This is a genomic window from Kutzneria buriramensis (assembly GCF_003387475.1).
Lineage (GTDB): Bacteria > Actinomycetota > Actinomycetes > Mycobacteriales > Pseudonocardiaceae > Kutzneria > Kutzneria buriramensis.
Map to the genome: position 1 here is coordinate 313,008 of NZ_QUNO01000012.1, position 22,574 is coordinate 335,581.

The following is a 22,574-nucleotide window of genomic DNA, read 5'->3' on the forward strand; positions in this document are numbered from 1 at the left end:
GCAAGGAGTTCAGCGACGGATGCCGGCCACGACGAGGTCCACCAGGAGTCGGTGGCTCTCGTCGAGGTCCTCGGCCAGTTGAAAGCCGCCGGAGATCTCCAGCGCGGCGAAGCCGTGCAGGGCGGCGCGGATGCAGCGGGTGGCGTGGATGGCGGCGGAGCCCTCCAGCCCGTAGCCGCGCAGCACGGCCAGGATCACCTCGACGGCCCGGTTGCCGGCGGAGGCGAGGGCCGGCTCGGGGCGGGGCTGCTGGGGGAGGGCGGCGTAGCGGTGGGGGTGGGCAACGGCGTAGCCGCGGTAGGCGGCCATGAGTGCCCGCAACGCGTCGTCCTTGCTACGGCCCAGCACGGCCTCGGCCAGCGCGTCCCCCAGCTCGGTGAGCACCCGCAGCTGCACCAGCACGCGCAGCGCCTCCAGGCTGGACACGTGCTTGTACAGCGACGGGGTGGCGACGCCGGTGCGGCTGGCGACGGCGGCGAGGCTCAGGGCGTCGGGGCCGTCGGCGTCGATCACGGCGACGGCGGCGTCGACGACGGCGTCGGGGGACAGGCCGACCCGGGGCATGTCAGACCTCCTTGAGGAAAGCGGTGATGACGGCGGCGGTGGCGTCCGGGGTGTCGGCCATCGGGTAGTGGCCGGCGCCGTCGATCATCTCAACCCTGGCCGGGCCACCGAGACCGTCGGCGATCCACCGCGCCTCGGCGGCCGGGTCGGGGAAGTCGGAGTCCTTGGTGCCCATGACAACCAGCGCCGGGCACGTCACCTCGGGCAGCCGGGCGGCGGTGTCGGCGCGCGAGCCGGACATCATGGCGGTCAGGGCGGCGAGGTGCCCGGGCTGGCGCAGCGACGCCTTCAGCGCGGCGACGTAGGCGTCGAAGTCGGCCGGCTTCCGCACCGGGTACAGCGTCTTGTAGTACATGGTCCACAGCGTGGCGCTGCGGGCGACGAGCTTGGCGGCCAGGCTCATGACGGGGTTCATCTTCGCGTCCCGCACGAACGAGTCGAGCAGCACGACGCCGCGGACCAGCTCCGGAGCCTCCGAAGCCAGCCAGACGACCGACGCGCCGGTGTAGGAGTGTCCGATCAGGATCGCCGGCCGCCCCAGGTGGCGCAGCAGGGCCAGCGCGTCGGCGCCGACGGCCTCCGGGGTGTAGTCGGCGAACTCGGCCGACGACTCGCCGCAGCCGCGCATGTCGGTGGTGACGACCCGGTAGCCGGCGGCGGTGAGCAGCGGCACGAGCAACCGGTGCGTCCGCCGGGTGTCGCCCAATCCGTGCAGGCAGAGGACGAGTTCGCCGTCCGCCGGACCCTGCTCGTCGTACGCGATCCGCCCGCCGTTCACGTCGAGGTACTGGGTGTTCATCGTGACCTCCCTAGCTAACTGGTGTAGCTAAAAAGCTAATGGCGTTAGCTTCTGCTGTCAAGGGGCAGACTGGCCGCGTGCGCGACTTCGATGTGCTGGTGCTGGGGTCCGGCCCCGGCGGACAGAAGGCCGCCATCGCGACGGCCAAGCTGGGCAGGAAGGCCGCCGTCGTGGAGCGGCGGGACATGGTGGGCGGGGTGTGCATCCAGACCGGCACGATCCCGTCCAAGACACTGCGGGAGGCGGTTCTCTACCTGACCGGACTCAACCAGCGCGAGATGTACGGCGCGAGCTACCAGGTCAAGGAGGACATCACCGTCTCCGACCTGCTGGCCCGCACCAACCACGTGATCGGCCGCGAGGTCGAGGTGATCCGCAGCCAGCTCACCCGCAACCACGTGGCGATGCTGCCCGGCATGGGGCACTTCGTGGACGACCACACCGTCGAGGTGGTCGACGGCACCGGCCGCGAGATGACGGTGACCGCGGAGAACATCGTGATCGCCACCGGCACCACGCCGGCGCGACCGGCCACTGTGGACTTCGACGGAAAGACGATCATCGACTCGGACGGCATCCTGGCGCTCGAACGGGTGCCGCAGTCGATGATCGTGGTCGGCGCCGGCGTGATCGGCATCGAGTACGCGTCCATGTTCGCCGCCCTGGGCACCAAGGTCACGGTGGTCGAGTCGCGGGAGCGGATGCTGGAGTTCTGCGACGGCGAGGTCGTCGAGGCGCTCAAGTACCACCTGCGGGACCTGGCCGTCACGTTCCGGTTCCGCGAGACGGTGGCCGCGGTCGAGCGGCACGAGCGCGGCGCGATCGCCGTGCTGGAGAGCGGCAAGAAGATCCCGGCCGAGGTGGTCATGTACTCCGCCGGCCGGCAGGGCATGACCGGCACGTTGCAGCTGGACAAGGCCGGGCTGGCCGCCGACAAGCGCGGCCGGATCGAGGTGGACGAGCACTTCCGCACCTCGGTGCCGCACATCTACGCGGTCGGCGACGTGATCGGCTTCCCGGCGCTGGCGGCGACCTCGATGGAGCAGGGCCGGCTGGCGGCCTACCACGCGTGCGGCGAGCCCGTGCAGGCGATGTCCACGCTCCAGCCGATCGGCATCTACACCATTCCGGAGATCAGCTTCATCGGACGGACCGAGGACCAGCTCACCAACGAGCGCGTCCCGTTCGAGGTCGGCGTGTCCCGGTACCGGGAGCTGGCCCGGGGTCAGATCATCGGCGACTCCTACGGCGTGCTCAAGCTGCTGGTGTCGCCGGAGGACCGGTCGCTGCTGGGTGTGCACGTGTTCGGCACCGGCGCCACCGAGCTGATCCACATCGGCCAGGCGGTGATGGGCTGCGGCGGCACCGTCGACTACCTGGTGGACGCGGTGTTCAACTACCCGACGCTGGCCGAGTCGTACAAGGTCGCGGCCCTGGACGCGATGAACAAGATCCGCCAGATCGAGCGCCTGAGCAGCTGACGAACCCCGGCGAGTCGCGCTCTCGGACACCATGAATGTAGGTCTCAGGCACATGTGCCTGAGACCTACATTCGGTGTGCCTGGCTGGGCCTGATTTCTGGGCGAACTCGCGGGGGTGGTTACTTCACGGAGTCGTTGTAGTCCTTGATGGGTTGGGTGAGGGAGGCAGCGGCGTCGGTGAGGGCCTGCTTGGCGTCCTTGCCCTGCAACACCGCCGCCTGCATGGCGCTCTCCGCCGCCTTGCGCACCTGCGGCATCACCCCGAACAGGCAGCCCTGCGTCGCCGTCGTCACCTTGGTGCTCTGCAGCTGGGTGATCGCGGTCTGGAACTGCGGCTTGTTCGCCACCCACTGCTTGTCCACGGCGGTGTCCAGCGCGCCCTTGCTGACCGGGAAGTAGCCGGTGGAGGTGTGCCAGGTGGCCTGCGAGTCCTTGGTCTCCAGGAACTTCACGAACTCCCACGCGGCCCGCTTGTGGGCGTCGTCCTTGCCCTTGCCGACGATCCACAGCGACGCGCCGCCGATGATCGGGCCGGCGGCGTCGGAGGCGTTGATCTTCGGGTAGAAGCCGGTGCCGACCTGGAAGCCCGCCTTGGTGAAGTCGCCGAGCGAGCCGGTGGACTCCAGCGTGATGGCGTCCTTGCCGGCGACGAACGCGGAGTCGCCGTTCTTGGTGTCGGAGTCCAGCTTCAGCGCCAGCCCCGAGCCGACCATGTCCTTCCACCAGTTCAGCAGCTTCACGTTGTTGTCGGACGCGAAGTTGGCCTCGGTGGCGCGGCCGTTGCGGCCGTTGTCGGGGTTGCAGTACTGGGCGCCGGCCACGGCGGTCCACTGCTCCAGGAACCAGCCGTACAGCGACGCGCCGAAGCCGTACTGCGTGGTGTTGCCGCTGGCGTCCTTGACGGTCAGCTTCTGGGCGTCGGCCTTGATCTCGTCCAGCGTGGTCGGCGGCTTGTTCGGGTCCAGGCCGGCCTTCGTGAAGGCGTCCTTGTTGATGTACAGCAGCGGCATCGACGTGTTGAACGGCATCGAGTACAGCTTGCCGCCGATCGAGTAGTAGCCGGCGATGTTGGGCTGGATGTCGGACACGTCGTACTTGTCGACGTCGATGAACGACTGGGCCGGCACCGTGGCCTTGGAGTCGATCATGAACTGGGTGCCGATGTCGTACACCTGGAGCAGGTCGGGCAGCTCGCCGCCCTTCAACGCGTTCTTGTACGCCGACAGCGTGTCGTCGTAGTTGTTCTTGAACGCCAGCGTCACCTTGATCTTGCCCTGGTTGGCCGCGTTGAACTGGTCGGTGAGCTTCTTCAGCGTCTCGCCGTTGGTGCCGGTCATCGCGTGCCAGAACGTGATGTCGGTTTCGCCCTTGCCGTCCAGCGCGCCGGCGGCCGGCGCGGACAGCCCGTCGCCCGCGGACGGGGACGTGCCGGAGCTGGCGGCCGAGCTGCACGCGGTGACGGCGGTGGCTGCGGCGACCGCACAGGCCAGCAGCCCCAACTTGGTACGCACTAGTTGTCTCCCTCGGTAGGTCACTTCACGGCACCGGCCGTGAAGCCGCGGACCAGCCAGCGCTGGCCGAACAGCACGAGCAGCAGGGTCGGCAGCAGCGTGATCGTGATGCCGGCCAGCAACAGGCCCGGATCGGCGCTGTCGTTGCTGCGCAGGGCGAACACCGCGGTCTGCAGGGTGTTCAGCGAGTTGTTGGTGGACGAGATGATCAGCGGCCAGAAGTACATGTTCCAGCCCTGGAGGAACGACCAGACCGCCAGCGCGGCGATGGCCGGCCGGCAGCCGGGCAGCAGGATCGTGAACAGGAACCGGAAGTGGCCGCAGCCGTCGATGGTGGCGGCGTCGCGCAGCTCGCTCGGGAACTGCCGGAACGCCTGGCGCAGCAGGAACACGCCGAACCCGTTGGCCAGGAACGGCAGTACCAGCGCGAACCGGCTGTCGCCGATGCCGAGGCTGCGCACGAACAGCGCGTTGGGCACGACGATCGCCTCGTACGGGACCATGATCGTGGCCAGGAACAGCCAGAACAGCGGGGTCCGCAGCGGCGTGCGCAGGAACACCAGCGCGTACGCGGCCAGGCAGGACGTGACCAGGTGGGCGATCATGATCACCAGGCCGACGAACAGCGAGTTGCCGAAGGCCGGCAGCAGCGGCACGACGGTCTGCTGCAACGCGCCGACGTAGCTGGCCACGGTGTAGTGGCCGAGCAGGTTGGGCGGCTGGCGCAGCAGGTCGATGGACGGCAGGAAGCCGCCCAGGGCGGTCAGCAGCACCGGGAACAGCAGCACGACGGCCGCCACCACCAGCCAGATGTACGTGAACGCGCTGGTCGCCGGCCCGGGACGGTTGAGTCGACTCACCGGTAGTGCACCCGCCTCTCGATGACGCCGAACTGCACGGCGGCCAGCAGCACGCCGACGATCAGCAGCACCAGGCCCTGGGCGCTGGCCAGGCCGTAGTTGCTGTTGTTGTTGTGGAACGCCTGGTTGAAGATCGAGTAGACCAGCGTGCTGGTCGCGCCGTTGGGGCCGCCGTCGGTCATCACCTGCGGCTGGCCCAGGCTCTGCAGCGCGGTCAGCGTGGTCGTGACGATCACGAAGAACAGGCTCGGCGAGATCATCGGCAGCACGATGCTGGTGAAGTTGCGGACGCCGGTGGCGCCGTCGATGCGGGCCGCCTCCAGCACCTGCTCGTCCAGACCGGCCAGACCCGCCGCGAGCACGAGCAGGTTGAAGCCGGACACCATCCACACCGTCACGCCGGCCACGGTGACCAGCGCCCAGCCGGAGTCGGTGGTCCAGCCGGGAGCGCTCACGCCGGCCAGCTGGAGGAGCCAGTTCACCGGGGACATGGCCGGGTTGAGCATGAGCAGCCAGACCACCGACGCCGCCGAGGCGGAGTACGCGAACGGCAGCGTGAACAGCGTGCGGAACACCCGCATGCCGGGCAGCCGCTGGCTCAGCGGCACGGCCAGCGCCATCGGCAGCACCACACCGGCGACGACCACGATCAGCGTGAAGCCGGCGGTGCGCAGCAGCACCGCGCCGAAGTCGGGGGTGAGCAGCTCCGCGAAGTGCTGGAGGCCGACGAACCGGGTCGGGTTGCCGAGGATGTCGCTGCCCATGGTGGCCAGGTAGACCGCCTGGAACAGCGGGAAGATCACGAAGGCGCCGAGCCCGGCGACCGCCGGGGCCAGGAACAGCATGGTGAGCAGCAGCTCCCGTGGGTTCCAGCGGCTGATGACTGAGGGTGACACGGACCCGGAGTCTGTGAGGGTCACTGGGCCATCCGGGGGACGTTCGGTGAACGTCGTGTTACTGACGGTCGACATGGCGCTGACGTCACGCTCGGTCGACAGGTCGTCACGGGACATTCCCCGCAGGCTAGGTGAACAAACGTGACCGCGCTCACCTTCGGACCCTCGAAGTGCTCGGTATTACTCCCATCACCCGGGATGGTTCTCCCACATGAATGGATGGCAACGGTAACGTGCCGACCTGGACGGATCCCCAGGAAAACGGGAGGAACGCCTGATGTTCAGCAAGGTGCTCGTCGCCAACCGCGGCGAGATCGCCATCCGCGCGTTCCGCGCCGCCTACGAGTTGGGCGCGGGCACGGTCGCGGTGTTCCCCCACGAGGATCGCAATTCGTTGCACCGCCTCAAGGCGGACGAGGCGTACGAGATCGGCGAGCCGGGCCACCCGGTGCGGGCGTACCTGTCGGTCGACGAGATCGTGGCGGCGGCCCGCAAGGCCGGCGCGGACGCGATCTACCCCGGCTACGGCTTCCTCTCCGAGAACCCGGAGCTGGCCTCGGCCTGCGCCGCCGCCGGCATCACCTTCGTCGGCCCGCCGACCGAGGTGCTGGAGCTGACCGGCAACAAGGCCCGCGCCATCGCCGCGGCCAAGGCGGCCGGCCTGCCCACGCTGAAGTCCTCGGAACCGTCGAGCGACGTGGACGCGCTGCTCGCCGCGGCCGACGAGGTCGGCTTCCCGATCTTCGTCAAGGCGGTCGCCGGCGGCGGCGGGCGCGGCATGCGCCGGGTCCAGGAGCCGGCCGCGCTGCGCGAGTCGATCGAGGCGGCGATGCGCGAGGCCGAGTCGGCCTTCGGCGACCCGACCGTGTTCCTGGAGCAGGCGGTCGTGCAGCCCCGGCACATCGAGGTGCAGATCCTCGCCGACGGCGCCGGCAACGTGATCCACCTCTACGAGCGCGACTGCTCGGTGCAGCGGCGCCACCAGAAGGTGATCGAGCTGGCTCCCGCGCCGAACCTGGACCCGGAGGTCCGGGACCGGATCTGCGCCGACGCGGTGGCCTTCGCCCGCCAGATCGGCTACCGCAACGCCGGCACCGTCGAATTTCTCCTCGACCAGCGCGGCAACCACGTGTTCATCGAGATGAACCCCCGCATCCAGGTCGAGCACACGGTGACCGAGGAGGTCACCGACGTCGACCTGGTGCAGTCGCAGCTGCGCATCGCCTCCGGCGAGACGCTGGCCGACCTGGGCCTGAGCCAGGACGTGATCTACCTGCGCGGCAACGCGCTCCAGTGCCGGATCACCACCGAGGACCCGGTGAACGGCTTCCGCCCGGACACCGGCGTGATCAGCGCCTACCGCTCGCCCGGCGGCTCCGGCATCCGCCTGGACGGCGGCGCGATCGGCGCCGGCAGCACGGTCGGCGCGCACTTCGACTCGATGCTGGTGAAGCTGACGTGTCGCGGCCGCTCGTTCGAGGCGGCGGTGGCCCGGGCCCGACGCGCGGTCGCCGAGTTCCGGATCCGCGGCGTCTCCACCAACATCCCGTTCCTCCAGGCCGTGCTGGACGACCCGGACTTCCGCGCCGGCCGCGTGACCACGGCGTTCATCGAGGAGCGGCCGCAGCTGCTGACCGCGCGGCAGTCCGCCGACCGCGGCACGAAGCTGCTGACCTACCTCGCCGACGTCACGGTGAACAAGCCGAACGGCCCGCGGCCGGCGGTGATCGACCCGTGGACGAAGCTGCCGAAGCTGGACCTGTCGACCGAGCCGCCCGCCGGTTCCAAGCAGCGGCTCACCGAGCTGGGGCCGGAGGGCTTCGCCGCCTGGCTGCGCAACGAGCCGGGCGTGCTGGTCACCGACACGACCTTCCGTGACGCCCACCAGTCGCTGCTGGCGACCCGAGTACGTACGAAGGACCTCGTGCAGGTCGCGCCGCACGTGGCGCGGATGACGCCGCAGCTGCTGTCGCTGGAGTGCTGGGGCGGCGCGACCTACGACGTGGCGCTGCGGTTCCTGGCCGAGGACCCGTGGGAGCGGCTGGCGGCGCTGCGTGAGGCCGTGCCGAACCTCTGTCTCCAGATGCTGCTGCGCGGCCGCAACACCGTCGGCTACACGCCGTACCCGGAGGCGGTGACCCGGGCGTTCGTCGAGGAGGCGACCGAGACCGGCATCGACATCTTCCGCATCTTCGACGCCCTCAACGACATCGAGCAGATGCGGCCGGCGATCGAGGCGGTGCGGGAGACCGGCAAGGCGGTCGCCGAGGTGTCGCTCTGCTACACCGCCGACCTGTCCGACCCGGGGGAGCAGCTCTACACCCTGGACTACTACCTCAAGCTGGCCGAGCAGATCGTCGGCGCCGGCGCGCACGTGCTGGCGATCAAGGACATGGCCGGGCTGCTGCGCCCGCCGGCCGCCGCGCGGCTGGTCACGGCGCTGCGCAAGGAGTTCGACCTGCCGGTCCACCTGCACACGCACGACACCGCGGGCGGGCAGCTGGCCACCTACCTGGCGGCGATCCAGGCCGGGGTGGACGCCATCGACGGCGCGACGGCGTCGATCTCCGGCACCACCTCGCAGCCGTCGCTGTCGGCGATCGTGGCCGGCACCGACCACTCGGCCCGCACCACCGGCCTGGACCTCAAGGCGGTCTGCGACCTGGAGCCGTACTGGGAGGTCGTGCGCAAGGTGTACGCGCCGTTCGAGGCGGGCCTGCCGTCGCCGACCGGCCGCGTGTACACCCACGAGATCCCCGGCGGGCAGCTGTCCAACCTGCGCCAGCAGGCGATCGCGCTGGGTCTGGGCGACCGGTTCGAGGACATCGAGGCCACGTACGCGGCGGCCGACCGGATGCTGGGCCGGCTGGTCAAGGTCACGCCGTCGTCCAAGGTCGTCGGCGACCTGGCGCTGCACCTGGTCGGGGCCGGCGTGGACCCGGCCGAGTTCGAGGCCGACCCGGGCCGGTTCGACATCCCGGACTCGGTGATCGGCTTCCTGCACGGCGAGCTGGGCGACCCGCCCGGCGGCTGGCCGGAGCCGTTCCGGACCAAGGCGCTGTCCGGCCGGACCGCCCCCAAGGGCGTGGCCGAGCTGTCCGCCGAGGACACCGAGGGGCTGGCCGGCGACCGGCGGGCCACCCTGAACCGGCTGCTCTTCCCCGCGCCGACCAGGGAGTTCCTCACCCATCGGGAGGCCTACGGCGACACCAGCGTGCTGCGCAGCAAGGACTTCCTGTACGGCCTGCGGCCGGGCGAGGAGTACTCGGTGGATCTCGGCCGCGGCGTGCGGCTGCTGATCACGCTGGAGGCGATCGGCGAGGCCGACGAGCGCGGCATGCGCACCGTGATGGCCGTCCTCAATGGACAGTTGCGGCCGATCCAGGTGCGGGACCGCTCGGTCGCCGCCGACGTGCCGGCGGCCGAGAAGGCCGATCGCGGCAACGGCAACCACGTCGCTGCGCCGTTCGCGGGTGTGGTCACGGTCGCGGTCGCCGAGGGTGACAGCGTGCAGGCGGGCCAGACCGTGGCGACGATCGAGGCGATGAAGATGGAGGCGGCGATCACCGCGCCGAAGGCGGGCACCGTGCAGCGCCTGGCGATCGGCTCGCAGCAGCAGGTGGAGGGCGGCGATCTGCTGATCGTGCTGGCCTGAACGACCCGGTGCCCCCGCGCCTTCACGGCCGGGGGCACCGGTCTGTCCAATGTGGACGCTTTCTTTACGGCGCCGTCATGCATCACCCGGTAGAGTGACGAGATGTTCCCCGTGTTGCCGGCTAGCAACGCGCTTCCCGTCGCTGGTTAGGTGTGATCGTGCTGGAGTTGCAGTCCGTGGCCCAGCGACAGGGCGCGGTCGTCCCCAAGTCCCCATGGTTGCCGACGGGCAGCCTGGCCCTCGCCGATCTGGCCGGCCGGGTGCTCGGTCTCGACGTGCGCCGGGTGCCGGTGCGTGCCGGCACCTCCACTCTCGTCGGCGGCATCCACAACCGTGAGGTGCTGATCGCCAATCGCGGATTCCAGGCTCAGGCCTTACATCACGCGCAGGGGCCGGTGTTGACGATCGGCGGCGACTGTGGCGTGGAGACGGTGCCGCTGGGCTTCGCCCGCGAGCGTTTCGGGCCGGCGCTGGGGGTGCTGTGGTTCGACGCGCACGGTGACCTGAACACGCCGGCGACCTCGCCGTCGGGCGCGTACCACGGGATGGCCTTACGCCACGCCTTCGGCGAGGGCGACCGGGACTTCGTGCTGGACACGCCGCTGGCGACCCGCCGGGCGGTGCTGGCCGGCGCCCGCGCCCTCGACCCCGGCGAGCAGGCGATGATCGACCGCGGGCTGGTCCGGCACGTTCCGATCGAACGCGGCTACGACACCTCCTGGGTGGTCGACGCGGTCGTCGCCTCCCGGGCCCCGCAGTTCTATCTGCACATCGATCTCGACGTGCTGGATCCGAGCGAGTTCGCCGACGTGACGTGCCCGGTGCCGGGCGGGCTGCTGGTCAGCGAGTTGGTCGACGCGATCAGGGCGGTGGCGGCGATCCGGCCGATCATCGGCGCCGGCATCACCGAGTGCGCCACGGACAATCCGGACCGGTTACGCGTGTTGGTGCCGATCCTGCGCGCGGTCGGCGCGGCGCTGCACGCCCACTCGACGACGCTGCCCGTCCAGCCGTCGCCGAGCCGGTCCGTGCCGACACGGCCGTGAGAGCGATTCCACAGTGCACACGACTACTCACCCGTAGGTGAAGACTCTTCATCTATTGTCTCGCTGGTGACCACGCCCTCGGTCCGCCGGTTCGACCAGGCGGCCGCCTTTCCCGAGCTGGTCGGCCTGCGTGACGCCGTGCGCGCGGCCGACTGGACGGCCATCGAGCTGTTCTTCGCCGGCCTGTCCGACGTCGACATGACCGCCTTCGCGGTCAAGGTCGTCGCGGACGTGACCGGCGCGGAGGAGTTCCTCGAGCAGCTGCCGCCGTCGCCGCTGGCCCGGCTGCTGCTCGGCGCCCGGCTGATCTCCAAGGCCTGGGAGATCCGCACCGGCTACCGCGCGAAGCACGTCAGCCAGGAGCAGTTCGCCGGCATGCGCGCGGAACTGGTCAAGGCCGAGCCGATCCTGATGGAGCTGACCGCGCGGGATCCGGGCGACGTCGTGGCCTGGTCGTTCCGGCTGCGGTCCGGGCGTGGGCTGGAGGTCGGGCAGGGCGAGGTCCGCCGCCGTTACGACCGGCTGGCCCGGTTCGCGCCGCACAGCTACTCCGCGCAGAGCCAGATGGTGCAGCAGCTGTGTCCCAAGTGGAGCGGCTCCTGGGACGCACTGCACACGTTCGCACGGGAGTGCATGGACGCCGCGGCACCCGGCTCGCTGAACCCGGTGGTCGTCGGCGAGGCCCACTTCGAGCACTACGTGGGCCTCGACGGCGCCGAGGCCGGCACCTACCTCCGCCACGTCACCGTGCAGCGGGAGATCCGTGCCGCCGCGGAGAAGTCGGTGCTGCACCCGGACTTCGCCGGCGGCTACCACTGGCCGCAGGCGTACGGCGTCTTCGCCGTCCTGTTCGGCAAGATGGGAGACCACGAGCGCGCCGTGGCCTGCTTCCGCGCGCTCGGCGACACCGTGGCCAGCGAGTACCCGTGGCAGAACCTGCACGGCGACCCGGCGGTGGGCTTCGCCTCCGTGCGCGACCAGGTCCTCGGCGGTGCGAAGTGATCAAGGAGACCGAGATCTCCGGCATCCGGACGCTGATCGCGCCCGGCAACGGTCCGCTCGCCGCCGGCCTGGTGTTCCGCGTCGGCTGCGCGGACGAGCCGCTGTCCCGACGCGGCCTGACGCACCTGGTCGAGCACCTGGCGCTGCACCGGCACGGCCTGATCGAGCACGACGCCAACGCGGCCACCGGCATCACGACCACGCACTTCTACACCAGCGGCAGCGAGCAGGCCGTGGTCAGCTACCTGACCAGCGTCTGCGACTCGTTGCGGGACCTGCCGCTGGAGCGGATGGCCGCGGAGAAGACGATCCTGCGCACCGAGCAGGCCAACCGCCCGCACGACCCGCTGCTGGTCTGGCGGTACGGGGCGGTCGGCTTCGGCGCGGCCGGCTACCCGGAGTGGGGCCTGGAGCTGATCACCGACGACGACGTCCGCGAGTGGGCGGCGACCCGTTTCACCAGGGAGAACGCCGTGCTGTGGATCGCCGGCGACGTGCCCGCGGGCCTGGAGCTGACGCTGCCGTCCGGCGCCGCCCATCCGGTGCCGGCGATCACCTCCACGCTGCCGAGCACCCCGGCGTACTTCGCCGAGGGCAGCGGCAAGATCATGCTCAGCGCCATCGTGGAACGGTCGGCGCGCGCCTCGCTGTTCTCCATGGTGCTGGAGCGCGCCCTGTTCCGGGCCCTGCGCACGGAGGACGGCAACTCCTACGCCGTCGCCGCCGCGTACGTGCCGCGTGACGACGAGTTCGCCACCATCACGGCGTTGGCCGATGCGCTGCCGGAGAAGCAGGACGCCGTGCTCGGCGGGCTGCTCGACGTGCTGACGGCGCTGCGGCTCGGCCGGGTCGACGCCGACGAGCTGGAAACGTTGCGGGACAAGGCGGAGACCTACCTCCAGCGGCCGGAGGCGGTGGCGGCGATGCTGTTCACCGAGGCGGTCGACATCCTCTACGGCCGCCCCCGCCGCGCGCTCGCCGACTTCAGCGCCGAGCTGGCGGCGGTGACCGTCGAGGACCTGCGCGAGGTGGCCGTGCAGGCGATGGACACCATGTTGTTGCAGGTGCCGCGGGGCGAGCGCGCCGACTGGGCCGGCTTCGCCGAGGCTCCCATGTGGTCGGAGCAGGCGACCACCGGCGGCGAGTTCCCGTCGCTGCAGAAGAAGGACTTCAAGCTGATCCTCGGCTACGAGGGCGTCAGCATGGTGTCGCCGCACGGCGTGCTGACTGTGCTGTACGCCGAGTGCGTGCTGATGCAGTGCTGGCCCGACGGCGCGCGTCGGCTGATCGGCGCTGATGGGGTGAGCGTCAGCATCGAGCCGAACGTCTACGACGTGCCGGCCGACACCATAGCCGGCATCGACGAGCTGGTGCCCGACGAGCGCAAGGCCTGGCAGCCGGCCCGTTCGCCGGACCGGATCCCGCAGCGGCCCGTGCCGCCGCCGCCCGCCCCGGCGGCCGTGCCCCGGACTCCGGTGGTCCGCCGGTCGCGGATGATCCTGCTGGCGTTCGGCGCGCTGGCGGTGCTGTGTCTCCTGCTGGCCGCCGGCTCGCTGGTGGACATGCTGACCAACCCGGACATCGAGTCGACCCGGCTCTGGTGGCTGACGCTGGTGTTCATCTGGATCGGCGGGTACTTCCTGATCCGGGTCGTCGTCGGCCTGCGGAGCCTGCGCGGGCCGCGCCGCAAGCCGTAGGCGACGATGGGCACGTGACCAGGATCGTGGCCGGCGCGGCCGGGGGACGACGGCTGGAGGTGCCGCCCAGCGGCACCCGGCCGACCTCCGACCGGGTGCGGGAGGCACTGTTCAGCGCGCTGGAGGCGGCGGTCGGACTGAACGGCGCGCGGGTGCTCGACCTCTACGCCGGCTCCGGCGCGCTGGGGCTGGAGGCGCTGTCGCGTGGCGCCGTGAAGGCGACCTTCGTGGAGTCCGACCGCCGCGCCGCCGACATCCTGCGCCGCAATGCCAAGGCCCTCGGCCTGCCCGGCGCGGACGTGCGGCTGGGCACCGTGCAGTCCGTGCTGGCCACCACTCCCGGCGACCGCTACGACGTCGTGTTCGTGGACCCGCCGTATGCGCTGGGCGAGCGGGAACTGAGCGAAGTCCTCCATGCGGTGCTGGCCTGGGCCGCGCCGGAGGCGACGCTGGTGGTGGAGCGGTCCTCGCGCGGCGCCGAGCCGAGCTGGCCGGACGGCGTCGAGCCGACGCGGAGCAAGAAATACGGCGAAACCACCCTGCACTGGGCAGTGACCGTCGCCACGAGGTGAGCCGGCGGCAACCCTGTTACGGTCCGCCCCATGAGGCGTGCGATGTCTCCCGGCTCCTATGACCCGGTGACCAACGGCCACCTGGACATCATCACGCGCGGCGCCGAAGTCTTCGACGAGTTCATCGTCACCGTCATGGTCAACAAGAACAAGAAGACCATGTTCACCGTCGAGGAGCGGGTGGACATGATCCGCGAGGTCACCGCGCACCTGCCGAACGTCAAGGTGGACTCCTGGCAGGGGCTGCTCGTCGACTACTGCAAGGCCAACGACGTCAAGGCGATGGTGAAGGGCCTGCGCGCGGTCAGCGACTTCGACTACGAGCTCCAGATGGCGCAGATGAACCACCAGCTGTCCGGCGTGGAGACGCTGTTCATGCCGACCAACCCGCTGTACAGCTACCTGTCCAGCTCGCTGGTCAAGGAGGTCGCCACCTACCACGGCGACGTCTCCCACCTGCTGCCCAAGCCCGTCCACGAACGGCTGATACGGCGACTGGCCGAACGGGCCTGAACTGTCAACCGTTGGTTAGGGCTGGCTCCTTCTAGCGATCACTCGATAGCAGTACGTTATCGGGGTATGAGCTACCTCACGTCACGAGCCGTGAAGGCCCTGCTTGCTCTCGCCCTGGCCGTGGTCGGCGCCCTCGGCCTGGCCACCGTCAGCGCCGCCGCGCCGACCGCCCACCCGGCGGCCGCGCAGGTGGCCTGCGGCAACACGAGCAGCTACAAGAAGGTCAACCTGTCCAGCCTGCCCGCGCAGGCCACGACCACCGTCAAGCTGATCAAACAGGGCGGGCCGTTCCCGTACCCGCGCAACGACGGGGTGGTCTTCCGCAACGACGAGCACATCCTGCCGCTGTGCGCGTCCGGCTACTACCACGAGTACACGGTGCCCACGCCCGGCGCATCCAACCGCGGCGCCCGCCGGATGATCACCGGCTCGGCCGGCGAGTACTTCTACACCGGCGACCACTACGCGACCTTCTCGCTGGTCGACATCAACCGCTGAGCCCGCCCGGCGCCCGGTCCGCCGGACCGGGCGCCGGACACACCTGGCGAATCTCCCCGCGTACGGCGGGGTGAACCGGCAGACTGGAGACTGCCAGCCGTATAACCACGAGGAGTGCGACGTGTACCGGGTGTTCGAGGCCCTCGACGAACTCGTCACGATTGTCGAGGAAGCGCGCGGCGTGCCGATGACCTCCGGCTGCGTTGTGCCCCGTGGCGACCTGCTGGAGCTGCTCGACGACATCCGGGACGCCATCCCGCGCGAGCTCGACGACGCGCAGGACGTGCTGGACCACCGCGACAGCATGATCTCCAAGGCCAAGCACGAGAGCGAGCAGGGCGTCGGCCAGGCTCGCGAGGAGGCCGACCGCACGCTGGCCGAGGCCCGCGCCGAGGCCGAGCGCATGGTCGCCGACGCCCGGGCGCACGCCGAGCGGCTCGTCGCCGAGGCCGAGCGCGAGGCCGAGCGGGTCGTCGCCGCCGGCCGGCACGAGTACGAGGACCTGGTCGGCCGGTCCCGCGACGAGTCCGAGCGCATGATCCAGGCCGGCCGCGCCTCCTACGAGCGGGCCGTCGAGGAGGGGCGCAACGAGCAGCACCGCCTCGTCCAGCAGACCGAGGTCGTGCAGGCCGCCCACGCCGAGTCCGCCCGCGTGCTGGACGCCGCCAGCGGCGAGGCCAACCGCCTGCGCGCCGAGTGCGACGCCTACGTCGACGCCAAGCTCGCCGACTTCGAGGACCTGCTGGCCCACACCCTGCGCACCGTCGGCAAGGGCCGCGCCAGCCTGCGCGCCCCCGTGACCAGCAGCAGCGCCTCCGGCGCGCCGTTCGACTACGCGCGGGATTGAGCAGTGTCATTGGCGCCGCCTTCGGGGCCGGCGCCTCGCCCTTGCCGCATTCCGACCGTCGCATCGGCTCGTGCGGTGGGGCACGTCGGGTGGCGGCGATCGAAATGCGGCAATCGCGCGAAGCGCCGGCGGGGCCTCGCGACCCCGGTGTCGAGACCTTGATCGCCCTCTGACCTGCGGATTTTCCTTCCGGCGTAGTTCTTGAGTAGGCTTACCGGGCTGGAAACGGTAAGTCACCCCACCAGCGACACCACCACCATGTCTAAGCAACGATCACACGCGCGCCCCCAGCAGACGGCCGGTCCATGGGTCATCGACACCCGGGACATCGGCCGTAGACCCGGCTCCAGCCGCAGCTACCACCGAGTGGCTCCGGCGCCGGAGGGTCTCGGCTTCCCGGATGTCATCGGGGTCGAGGTCGGCAGCGATGTCGTGCTGGACCTGCTGGTCGAGTCGGTAGTGGAGGGAGTGCTCGCCACCGGGACCGCCAAGGCGGAGACGGTCGGGGAGTGCTCGCGGTGTCTTGACCCGCTGTCCGGCACGGTCGAGGTCCGCTTCACCGAGCTGTTCGCGTATCCGGACAGCGCGACCGAGGCGACCACGGACGAGGACGAGATCTCCAGACTCGTCGACGACCTGATCGACCTGGAACCCGTGGTCCGCGACGCCGTCGTGCTCGCGTTGCCGCAGGTTCCGCTGTGCTCGCCGGACTGTCGTGGACTGTGCGCCGAGTGCGGCGTCAAGTGGGCCGAACTGGGCCCCGACCACGCGCATGAGACGATTGATCCTCGCTGGGCCGCTCTGAAGGAACGGTTCGGCGGGACCGAGGAGGAGAGCTAGTCGTGGCCGTCCCGAAGCGGAAGATGTCCCGCTCCAACACCCGTACGCGCCGTTCGCAGTGGAAGGCCGTCGCCCCCACGCTGGTGGCCTGCTCCAACCGCGCCTGCCGCGCGCCCAAGCTGCCGCACATCGCGTGCCCGACCTGCGGCCAGTACGACGGCCGCCAGGTCGTCCAGCCGGCCTGACCGCCGCCTCCCGGCGAGAAGGCTGAGCGCAGTGGGAGGTAAGGGAGCACGGGGTCCGGCACCGGATCGGACCCCGCTACTTGAGGCGCTCGGCGTGGAGTTGGAAGCCGAGCTTCTCGTGTTGGCCCTCACTCACAGGTCCTACGCGTACGAGAACGGCGGCCTGCCGCCGAACGAGCGTCTCGAGTTCCTCGGCGACGCCGTCCTCGGACTCGTGGTGACGGACCACCTGTACCGCAGACACCCCGACCTGCCCGAGGGGCAGTTGGCGAAGCTGCGGGCCAGCGTGGTGAACATGCACGCCCTGGCCAAGGTCGCACGCAGGCTCGGCGAGGGTGGCCTCGGCGCGCACCTGCTGCTGGGCCGCGGCGAGGAGCTGACCGGCGGCCGGGACAAGGCGAGCATCCTCGCCGACGGCCTCGAGGCGATGATCGGCGCCGTGTACCTCGAACACGGCATCGACGTGGCCCGCGGCCTGGTGCACCGGCTGTTCGACCCGCTGCTGGTGGAGGCGCCCACGCTCGGCGCCGGCCTGGACTGGAAGACCAGCCTCCAGGAGCTGACCGCCGCGCAGGGCCTCGGCGTGCCCGAGTACCGCGTCGACGACGAGGGCCCGGACCACCGCAAGGAGTTCACCGCCACCGTCTATGTCGGCGGGCGCGGCCTGGGCTCCGGCAGCGGCCGGACCAAGAAGGAAGCCGAGCAGAAGGCGGCCGAGGCCGCCTACACCACGCTCAAGGACGAGATCCCGCCCGCGAACGCCGCGGGCTGACACGTCGCTCCTTGCTCGGAAGGGGGCATTCCAGGCGTTCAACGCCAGGAATGCCCCCTTCCGAGCATTCGAGGCCGCGCCGGCGCCTGGACCGGTTGGCGTATTTCGGGCGCCGCCACTCGACGTGACCGACCGGTAAACCGATGCGGCGCTCGAAATACGGCAAGGGAAGGCGCCGGATCAGAGCGGCCGAGCCCCGCGCGGAACGCGCGGCAAAGGCACAGAAGGGGTTTGGCATGCCGGAGCTGCCCGAGGTCGAGGTCGTCCGCCGTGGGCTGGACGCGCACGTGACGGGTCGGACCATCACCGCCGTCGAGGTGCTGAACCTGCGCGCGGTGCGCCGGCACGAGCCCGGCCCGGCGGACTTCGCCGGCCGGCTGGCCGGGCGGTCCGTGGTGGCCGCGAGCCGCCGCGGCAAGTACCTGTGGCTGGAGCTGGACGGCGCCGAGGCGATCATCGCCCACCTCGGCATGAGCGGGCAGATGCTGGTGCAGCCCGAGGGCGTCGCCGACGAGAAGCACCTGCGGGTGCGGGTGCGGTTCGCCGACGGCGGGCCGGAGCTGCGCTTCGTCGACCAGCGGACGTTCGGCGGGCTGGCGCTGGCCGACATGGTCGAGGCCGCCGGCGCCGCCGTGCCGGCGCCGGTCGCGCACATCGCCCGCGACCCGATGGACCCCGCCTTCGACCCCGACGCCGCCGTGACCGCGTTGCGGCGCAAGCGAACCGGCGTGAAGCGGGCGCTGCTCGACCAGACGCTGGTGTCCGGCGTCGGCAACATCTACGCCGACGAGTCCTTGTGGCGCACCAAACTGCACTGGGCCCGGCCGACCGAGAAGCTGACGCGGGCTCAAGCCGGCGAGCTGCTGTCGGCGGCGACCGAGGTGATGACCGAGGCGCTGGCCGCCGGCGGCACCTCCTTCGATGCCTTGTACGTCAACGTGAACGGCCAGTCCGGCTACTTCGAGCGGTCGCTGGCGGTGTACGGCCAGGAGGGCAAGCCCTGCCGTCGCTGCGGCGCCGAGATCCGTCGCGACCCCTTCATGAACCGGTCGTCCTACAGCTGCCCCCGCTGCCAGCCGATGCCGAGGAACCCCCACGTGTAGTTTGCCGCGCGTTCCGCGCGGGGCTCGGCCCCTTCGGGGCCGGTGCCTCGCCCTTGCTGGATTTCGATCGCCCGCATCGGCTCGTGCGGTGGGTGCTTCGGGTGGCGGTCGATCGAAATCCAGCAACCGGGCGAAGCACCGGCGGGGCCTCGCGACTCCGTGGTGAGGGTCGCTCGCGACCTCCGCGCGGGACCCCCAGCTTGCCTAGTAGTGCGCATTGCGGAATAGTGTGGGCAGCGCATCACCGGGAGGATTGTCGTTGGACACCAGCCAGCTGCTCAAGGGCGTCCTGGACCTCGCGGTCCTGGCGGTGCTCCGCGAGGAGGACGGCTACGGCTACGACGTGCTGCGCCGGTTGCGGGCCAGCGGCCTGGACGAGGTGGCCGACGCCTCGGTGTACGGGACGCTGCGCCGGCTCTACAAGGCCGACCTGCTCACCTCCTACGTCGTGCCGAGCGAGGAGGGGCCGCACCGCAAGTACTACCGCGTCAGCGAGTCGGGACGCGTTCGACTGGAGGAGTCGTGCAGGACGTGGCGGACGTTCGCGAAGACGATGGATCAACTACTGACCGGTTCCTGAGCAGGATGCGGGCCGCCCTGTCGGACCTGCCGCCGACCGAGGTGAACGAGCTGCTGGAGGACACCGAGGAGCACGTCCGCGAGCTGGCCCGGGAGCACGGCGAGGACCAGTTGGAGCTGCGCCTGGGCAGCCCGGAGGCGTACGCGGCGGAGCTGCGCTCGGCGGCCGGCTACCCGCCGCCGCCCCAGCCGGACGAGCCGACCCGTGCGCTGCCCAAGGACCAGCGCAAGGACGGCGTCGAGGTGCTGGCGCTGGCCGGCCTCATCGTGACGACGGCCAGCGCGCTGCTGTTCGGCGCCTCGATCCGCAGCTACCACACGACGCCGCTGTTCCTGCTGACCGGCCTGGTCGGCCTGGCGATCTCGCTGCCGCTGCTGGTCCGCGGCCAGGACGGGGTGCGGGCCATCGCCGAACTCCCGACGGTCAAGGCGCTGCTGCCGTTCCTGAACCCGGACCAGTCCACGTTCGCGGGCAAGGTCCTCGCCTACGTCTACAGCCTCCAGCCGGCCTGGTGGCTGCTGCGGGTGCTGCCGGTCGTGGGATTCGGTCACGGCGGCCTGGCGCTGATCATCGTGGGCGTGCCGGCGGCGTTCGTCTCGGTCCTCGTCGGCTACTACAGCCGGGTGGACCGCCGCACGCTGTGGCTGGTGGTGCCGGCGAACGCGCTGGTCGGCTCGATGCTGATGTACTTCGTCCTCGGCTACGCGCTCTGAGCGGGGAGGGCCCACCCAACCTCCCAGCGGGTGGGCCGCCTGCAACCCCTCTCCCCGCGACCCAGCGTGCCCGTTTCTGCCCGAGAGCCGCATCCGCGCGATGGCGTAGGCGGTGGCGTAGCGGGCCGCTCTAGGGTGGGTCCATGGCGGGTGGATCGCTACCAACCGAGATCAGCTCGTTCGTCGGGCGGCGTGACGACCTCGCCTCCATGCGCCGGCTGCTGGCCACGGCGCACCTGCTGACGGTGACAGGCGTCGGCGGCGTCGGCAAGACCCGGGTGAGCCTTCGACTCGCCTACGAGCTGCGCCGGTCCTTCGCCGACGGCGCCTGGTGGGCGGATCTGTCCACACTGCATCGCGGCGCCGAGCCGCAGCTGGTCGCCGAGACCATCGCCAAGGGCCTCGGCGTGCAGGACCATTCCACCCGCACCACCACCGAAGTCCTGCTCGATCACGTCCGTGACCGGCGTCTGCTGCTGGTGCTGGACAACTGCGAGCACCTGATCGACGCGGTCGGCCCGATCGTGCGGGCGATGCTGGCCGCGTCGGCGGAGCTGCGGGTGATCGCCACCAGCCGGCAGCCGCTGGGCATCGCCGGCGAGCACGTGCTGGAGCTGCGGCCGCTGGCGTCCGAGGCGGTGACGCTGTTGCTCGACCGCATGCACGCGGCGATGCCGGAGTTCGAGCCGACGGCCGGCGACCGGGACACGGCGTTGCGGCTGTGCCAGCGGCTGGACGGCCTGCCGCTGGCGATCGAGCTGGCGGCGGCCCAGCTGCGCTCGATCGGCATGGCCACCCTGCTGGAGCGGCTCGGCGACCGGTTCCGGCTGCTCACCGGCCTGGCGGCGACCCTGGACTGGAGCTACCAGCTGTGCACCGAGCACCAGCGGCTGCTGTGGGCGCGGCTGTCGGTGTTCGCCGGCGACCTCGACCTGGCGGCCGCCGAACAGGTCTGTGCCGACGACCTCCTCCCGCACGAGGAGGTGCTCGCGGCGCTGGCCGGCCTCGCCGAGCGGTCGCTGCTGATCAGCGAGCACCGGGGCGGCCGCGTGCGGTACCGGATGCTGGAGACGATCCGCGAGTACGGCGCTCAGCAGCTCGACGACCCCGAGTCGGTGCAGATCCGCCACCGCGACTACTTCCGACGCCTCGCTTACGAGGCCGCCACGCAGTGGCACGGTCCGGACGAACTCCGTTGGCTGGAAAGGATTCGCACGGATCTGCCGAACGTGTTGGCCGCCATGGGCTGGAGCCTGAGCACGCCCGGCGAGTCGGCCGCCGCGCTGGAGATGGCGATCTCGCTGATGCGGTCGCACTGCTGGTACGTGGTCGGCGGCTTGGCCGAGGGCCTGCGCTGGCTGCGGCTCGCGTTGGCCGCGGGCGAGGAGCAGCCGACGCCGCTGCGGGCGATGGGCCTGGCGTGGGCGTCGATCATCGCGGTGTTCCTCGGCGATCCGGCGCAGGCGCCGGAGCTGATCCCCGACACCGGCGACGCCCTGGCCGACGCGTCCACACTGACCGCACGGGCGATCTGGGCGTGGATCGTGGAGTACAACTACGCCGTGGTGGCCGAGAACTTCGCCGCCGCACGGGACCTGTTCCTCCGGGCCGGCGCGGTCGGCGACGCGTTCGCCACCGAGCTGTGGTTCGCGTTCAACGGCGGCGAGCCGGAAACCGGTTGCCAGGCCCTGGTGGACCGGGCCGAGGGTCTGGGCGCGGGCTACTCGCTGGCCAACGCGACGTGGGCGCTGGGCTCGTCGTTCCTGGCCACGGACCCGGAGCGGGCGGTCACGTCGATCGAGAAGTCGCTGCGGCGGTTCCAGGCGATCGACGATCTGTGGGGCTGCGGCTGGACCATGGAGATGCTGTCCTGGGCCTGCACCGCCGCCGGCCACCACGAGCGCGCCGCGATCCTGATGGGCGCGGCCGGCAAGCTGTGGTCGGACATCGGCCTGCGCCTGTACCGGCCGGGACCGTTCGCGATGGGGCACGACCGGGCCGCCGCCACGCTGACGGAGGCGTTGGGCGAGCGGGCGTTCCGGGCGGCCATCGACGAGGGTGCCGAGCTCGGCTTCGACCGCGCGGTGGCGATGGGTGCGCGGGTCGGGCTGCCGACGCGCTCGGCATCGCCGCCGCTGCCGGAGCTGACCGCCCGTGAACGCGAGGTGGCCGAGCTGGTGGCGGCCGGCCTGACGAACCCTCAGATCGCCGCGAAGTTGTTCCTGGGCGCACGAACCGTGCAGACCCATCTGCGCAGCATCATGAACAAACTGGGCGTCAACAACCGCACCCAGGTAGCGGCGCACATCGCCGACAGTCGCGCTCGGTGACGATCTTGACACGCGGAACCGCCTGGTCGCGGGGCCAGCGCCCGACCGGGAACGTTTGCGGCGCGTCGCCCCGGTCACACTCCGCGCAGTAGTCCCCCGAACGGGTGGAG

21 protein-coding genes are annotated in these 22,574 nt (G+C 70.8%); 16 read left to right on the forward strand and 5 right to left on the reverse strand.

Annotation, left to right across the window (positions count from 1 at the left end; genetic code table 11):
• Positions 1 to 9: 9 nt before the first annotated feature.
• Positions 10 to 564 carry a TetR-like C-terminal domain-containing protein gene (locus BCF44_RS33315; protein WP_116178386.1) on the reverse strand — a complete coding sequence of 185 codons (555 nt, stop codon included), beginning with the start codon at positions 562 to 564 and terminating at the stop codon, positions 10 to 12.
• 1 nt (position 565) lies between these two features.
• Positions 566 to 1,363, reverse strand: coding sequence for an alpha/beta fold hydrolase (locus tag BCF44_RS33320; protein WP_116178387.1), 798 nt, complete (start codon positions 1,361 to 1,363; stop codon positions 566 to 568).
• A 77-nt stretch (positions 1,364 to 1,440) separates the two neighbouring features.
• Between BCF44_RS33320 and sthA the strand changes: the two genes are divergently transcribed.
• Complete coding sequence (gene sthA / locus BCF44_RS33325; protein WP_116178388.1) at positions 1,441 to 2,844, forward strand: Si-specific NAD(P)(+) transhydrogenase; 1,404 nt, start codon at positions 1,441 to 1,443, stop codon at positions 2,842 to 2,844.
• 119 nt (positions 2,845 to 2,963) lie between these two features.
• Here the strand turns inward: sthA and BCF44_RS33330 are convergent, their stop codons facing one another.
• Genes BCF44_RS33330 through BCF44_RS33340 form a run of 3 tightly spaced genes read right to left on the reverse strand, consistent with a single transcriptional unit; the run spans position 2,964 to position 6,111 of the window.
• The gene (locus BCF44_RS33330; RefSeq protein WP_211353320.1) at positions 2,964 to 4,355 is read right to left on the reverse strand and encodes an ABC transporter substrate-binding protein; all 1,392 of its coding nucleotides are present in this window, start codon (positions 4,353 to 4,355) and stop codon (positions 2,964 to 2,966) included.
• Between the two features lie 20 nt (positions 4,356 to 4,375).
• The gene (locus BCF44_RS33335) at positions 4,376 to 5,215 is read right to left on the reverse strand and encodes a carbohydrate ABC transporter permease (protein ID WP_116178389.1); all 840 of its coding nucleotides are present in this window, start codon (positions 5,213 to 5,215) and stop codon (positions 4,376 to 4,378) included.
• Positions 5,212 to 6,111 carry a carbohydrate ABC transporter permease gene (locus BCF44_RS33340; protein ID WP_246015869.1) on the reverse strand — a complete coding sequence of 300 codons (900 nt, stop codon included), beginning with the start codon at positions 6,109 to 6,111 and terminating at the stop codon, positions 5,212 to 5,214. Before BCF44_RS33340 ends, BCF44_RS33335 begins: the two co-directional genes overlap by 4 nt.
• 277 nt (positions 6,112 to 6,388) lie before the next feature.
• Between BCF44_RS33340 and BCF44_RS33345 the strand changes: the two genes are divergently transcribed.
• The 15 genes from BCF44_RS33345 to BCF44_RS33415 all read left to right on the forward strand — a co-directional run bounded on the left by BCF44_RS33345 (position 6,389) and on the right by BCF44_RS33415 (position 22,464).
• Positions 6,389 to 9,766: a pyruvate carboxylase gene (locus tag BCF44_RS33345; protein WP_116178390.1), complete on the forward strand. Its 3,378-nt coding sequence runs from the start codon at positions 6,389 to 6,391 to the stop codon at positions 9,764 to 9,766.
• Positions 9,767 to 9,924: 158 nt separating this feature from the next.
• Positions 9,925 to 10,812, forward strand: coding sequence for an arginase family protein (locus BCF44_RS33350; protein ID WP_246015871.1), 888 nt, complete (start codon positions 9,925 to 9,927; stop codon positions 10,810 to 10,812).
• Between the two features lie 66 nt (positions 10,813 to 10,878).
• Positions 10,879 to 11,814 (forward strand): hypothetical protein, encoded by a 936-nt coding sequence (locus BCF44_RS33355; RefSeq protein WP_116178391.1) that lies wholly within the window; start codon positions 10,879 to 10,881, stop codon positions 11,812 to 11,814.
• A complete protein-coding gene (locus BCF44_RS33360; protein WP_116178392.1) occupies positions 11,811 to 13,511 on the forward strand; it encodes a M16 family metallopeptidase in 1,701 nt (566 codons plus the stop codon). The genes BCF44_RS33355 and BCF44_RS33360 overlap by 4 nt, the downstream gene beginning before the upstream one ends.
• Positions 13,512 to 13,525: 14 nt before the next feature.
• The gene (gene rsmD / locus BCF44_RS33365; RefSeq protein ID WP_116178393.1) at positions 13,526 to 14,083 is read left to right on the forward strand and encodes a 16S rRNA (guanine(966)-N(2))-methyltransferase RsmD; all 558 of its coding nucleotides are present in this window, start codon (positions 13,526 to 13,528) and stop codon (positions 14,081 to 14,083) included.
• Between the two features lie 30 nt (positions 14,084 to 14,113).
• Entirely contained in the window at positions 14,114 to 14,596 is a 483-nt protein-coding gene (gene coaD, locus BCF44_RS33370; RefSeq protein ID WP_116178394.1) for a pantetheine-phosphate adenylyltransferase, read from the forward strand.
• Positions 14,597 to 14,662: 66 nt separating this feature from the next.
• Positions 14,663 to 15,094 carry a guanyl-specific ribonuclease gene (locus BCF44_RS33375; protein WP_116178395.1) on the forward strand — a complete coding sequence of 144 codons (432 nt, stop codon included), beginning with the start codon at positions 14,663 to 14,665 and terminating at the stop codon, positions 15,092 to 15,094.
• A 121-nt stretch (positions 15,095 to 15,215) separates the two neighbouring features.
• Positions 15,216 to 15,941: a DivIVA domain-containing protein gene (locus tag BCF44_RS33380; protein ID WP_116178396.1), complete on the forward strand. Its 726-nt coding sequence runs from the start codon at positions 15,216 to 15,218 to the stop codon at positions 15,939 to 15,941.
• Between the two features lie 258 nt (positions 15,942 to 16,199).
• Positions 16,200 to 16,781 (forward strand): YceD family protein, encoded by a 582-nt coding sequence (locus BCF44_RS33385; protein ID WP_116178397.1) that lies wholly within the window; start codon positions 16,200 to 16,202, stop codon positions 16,779 to 16,781.
• A 2-nt stretch (positions 16,782 to 16,783) separates the two neighbouring features.
• A complete protein-coding gene (rpmF, locus tag BCF44_RS33390) occupies positions 16,784 to 16,966 on the forward strand; it encodes a 50S ribosomal protein L32 (protein WP_116178398.1) in 183 nt (60 codons plus the stop codon).
• Between the two features lie 31 nt (positions 16,967 to 16,997).
• Complete coding sequence (gene rnc, locus BCF44_RS33395; protein ID WP_116178399.1) at positions 16,998 to 17,738, forward strand: ribonuclease III; 741 nt, start codon at positions 16,998 to 17,000, stop codon at positions 17,736 to 17,738.
• Between the two features lie 236 nt (positions 17,739 to 17,974).
• Positions 17,975 to 18,841 (forward strand): bifunctional DNA-formamidopyrimidine glycosylase/DNA-(apurinic or apyrimidinic site) lyase, encoded by an 867-nt coding sequence (gene mutM, locus BCF44_RS33400; protein WP_116178400.1) that lies wholly within the window; start codon positions 17,975 to 17,977, stop codon positions 18,839 to 18,841.
• 259 nt (positions 18,842 to 19,100) lie between these two features.
• On the forward strand, positions 19,101 to 19,421 hold the full coding sequence (locus tag BCF44_RS33405; RefSeq protein WP_116178401.1) for a PadR family transcriptional regulator: 321 nt from the start codon (positions 19,101 to 19,103) through the stop codon (positions 19,419 to 19,421).
• Between the two features lie 5 nt (positions 19,422 to 19,426).
• Positions 19,427 to 20,134, forward strand: coding sequence for an HAAS signaling domain-containing protein (locus BCF44_RS33410; protein ID WP_116178402.1), 708 nt, complete (start codon positions 19,427 to 19,429; stop codon positions 20,132 to 20,134).
• Positions 20,135 to 20,277: 143 nt separating this feature from the next.
• A complete protein-coding gene (locus tag BCF44_RS33415; RefSeq protein WP_147328723.1) occupies positions 20,278 to 22,464 on the forward strand; it encodes an ATP-binding protein in 2,187 nt (728 codons plus the stop codon).
• Positions 22,465 to 22,574: the final 110 nt, after the last annotated feature.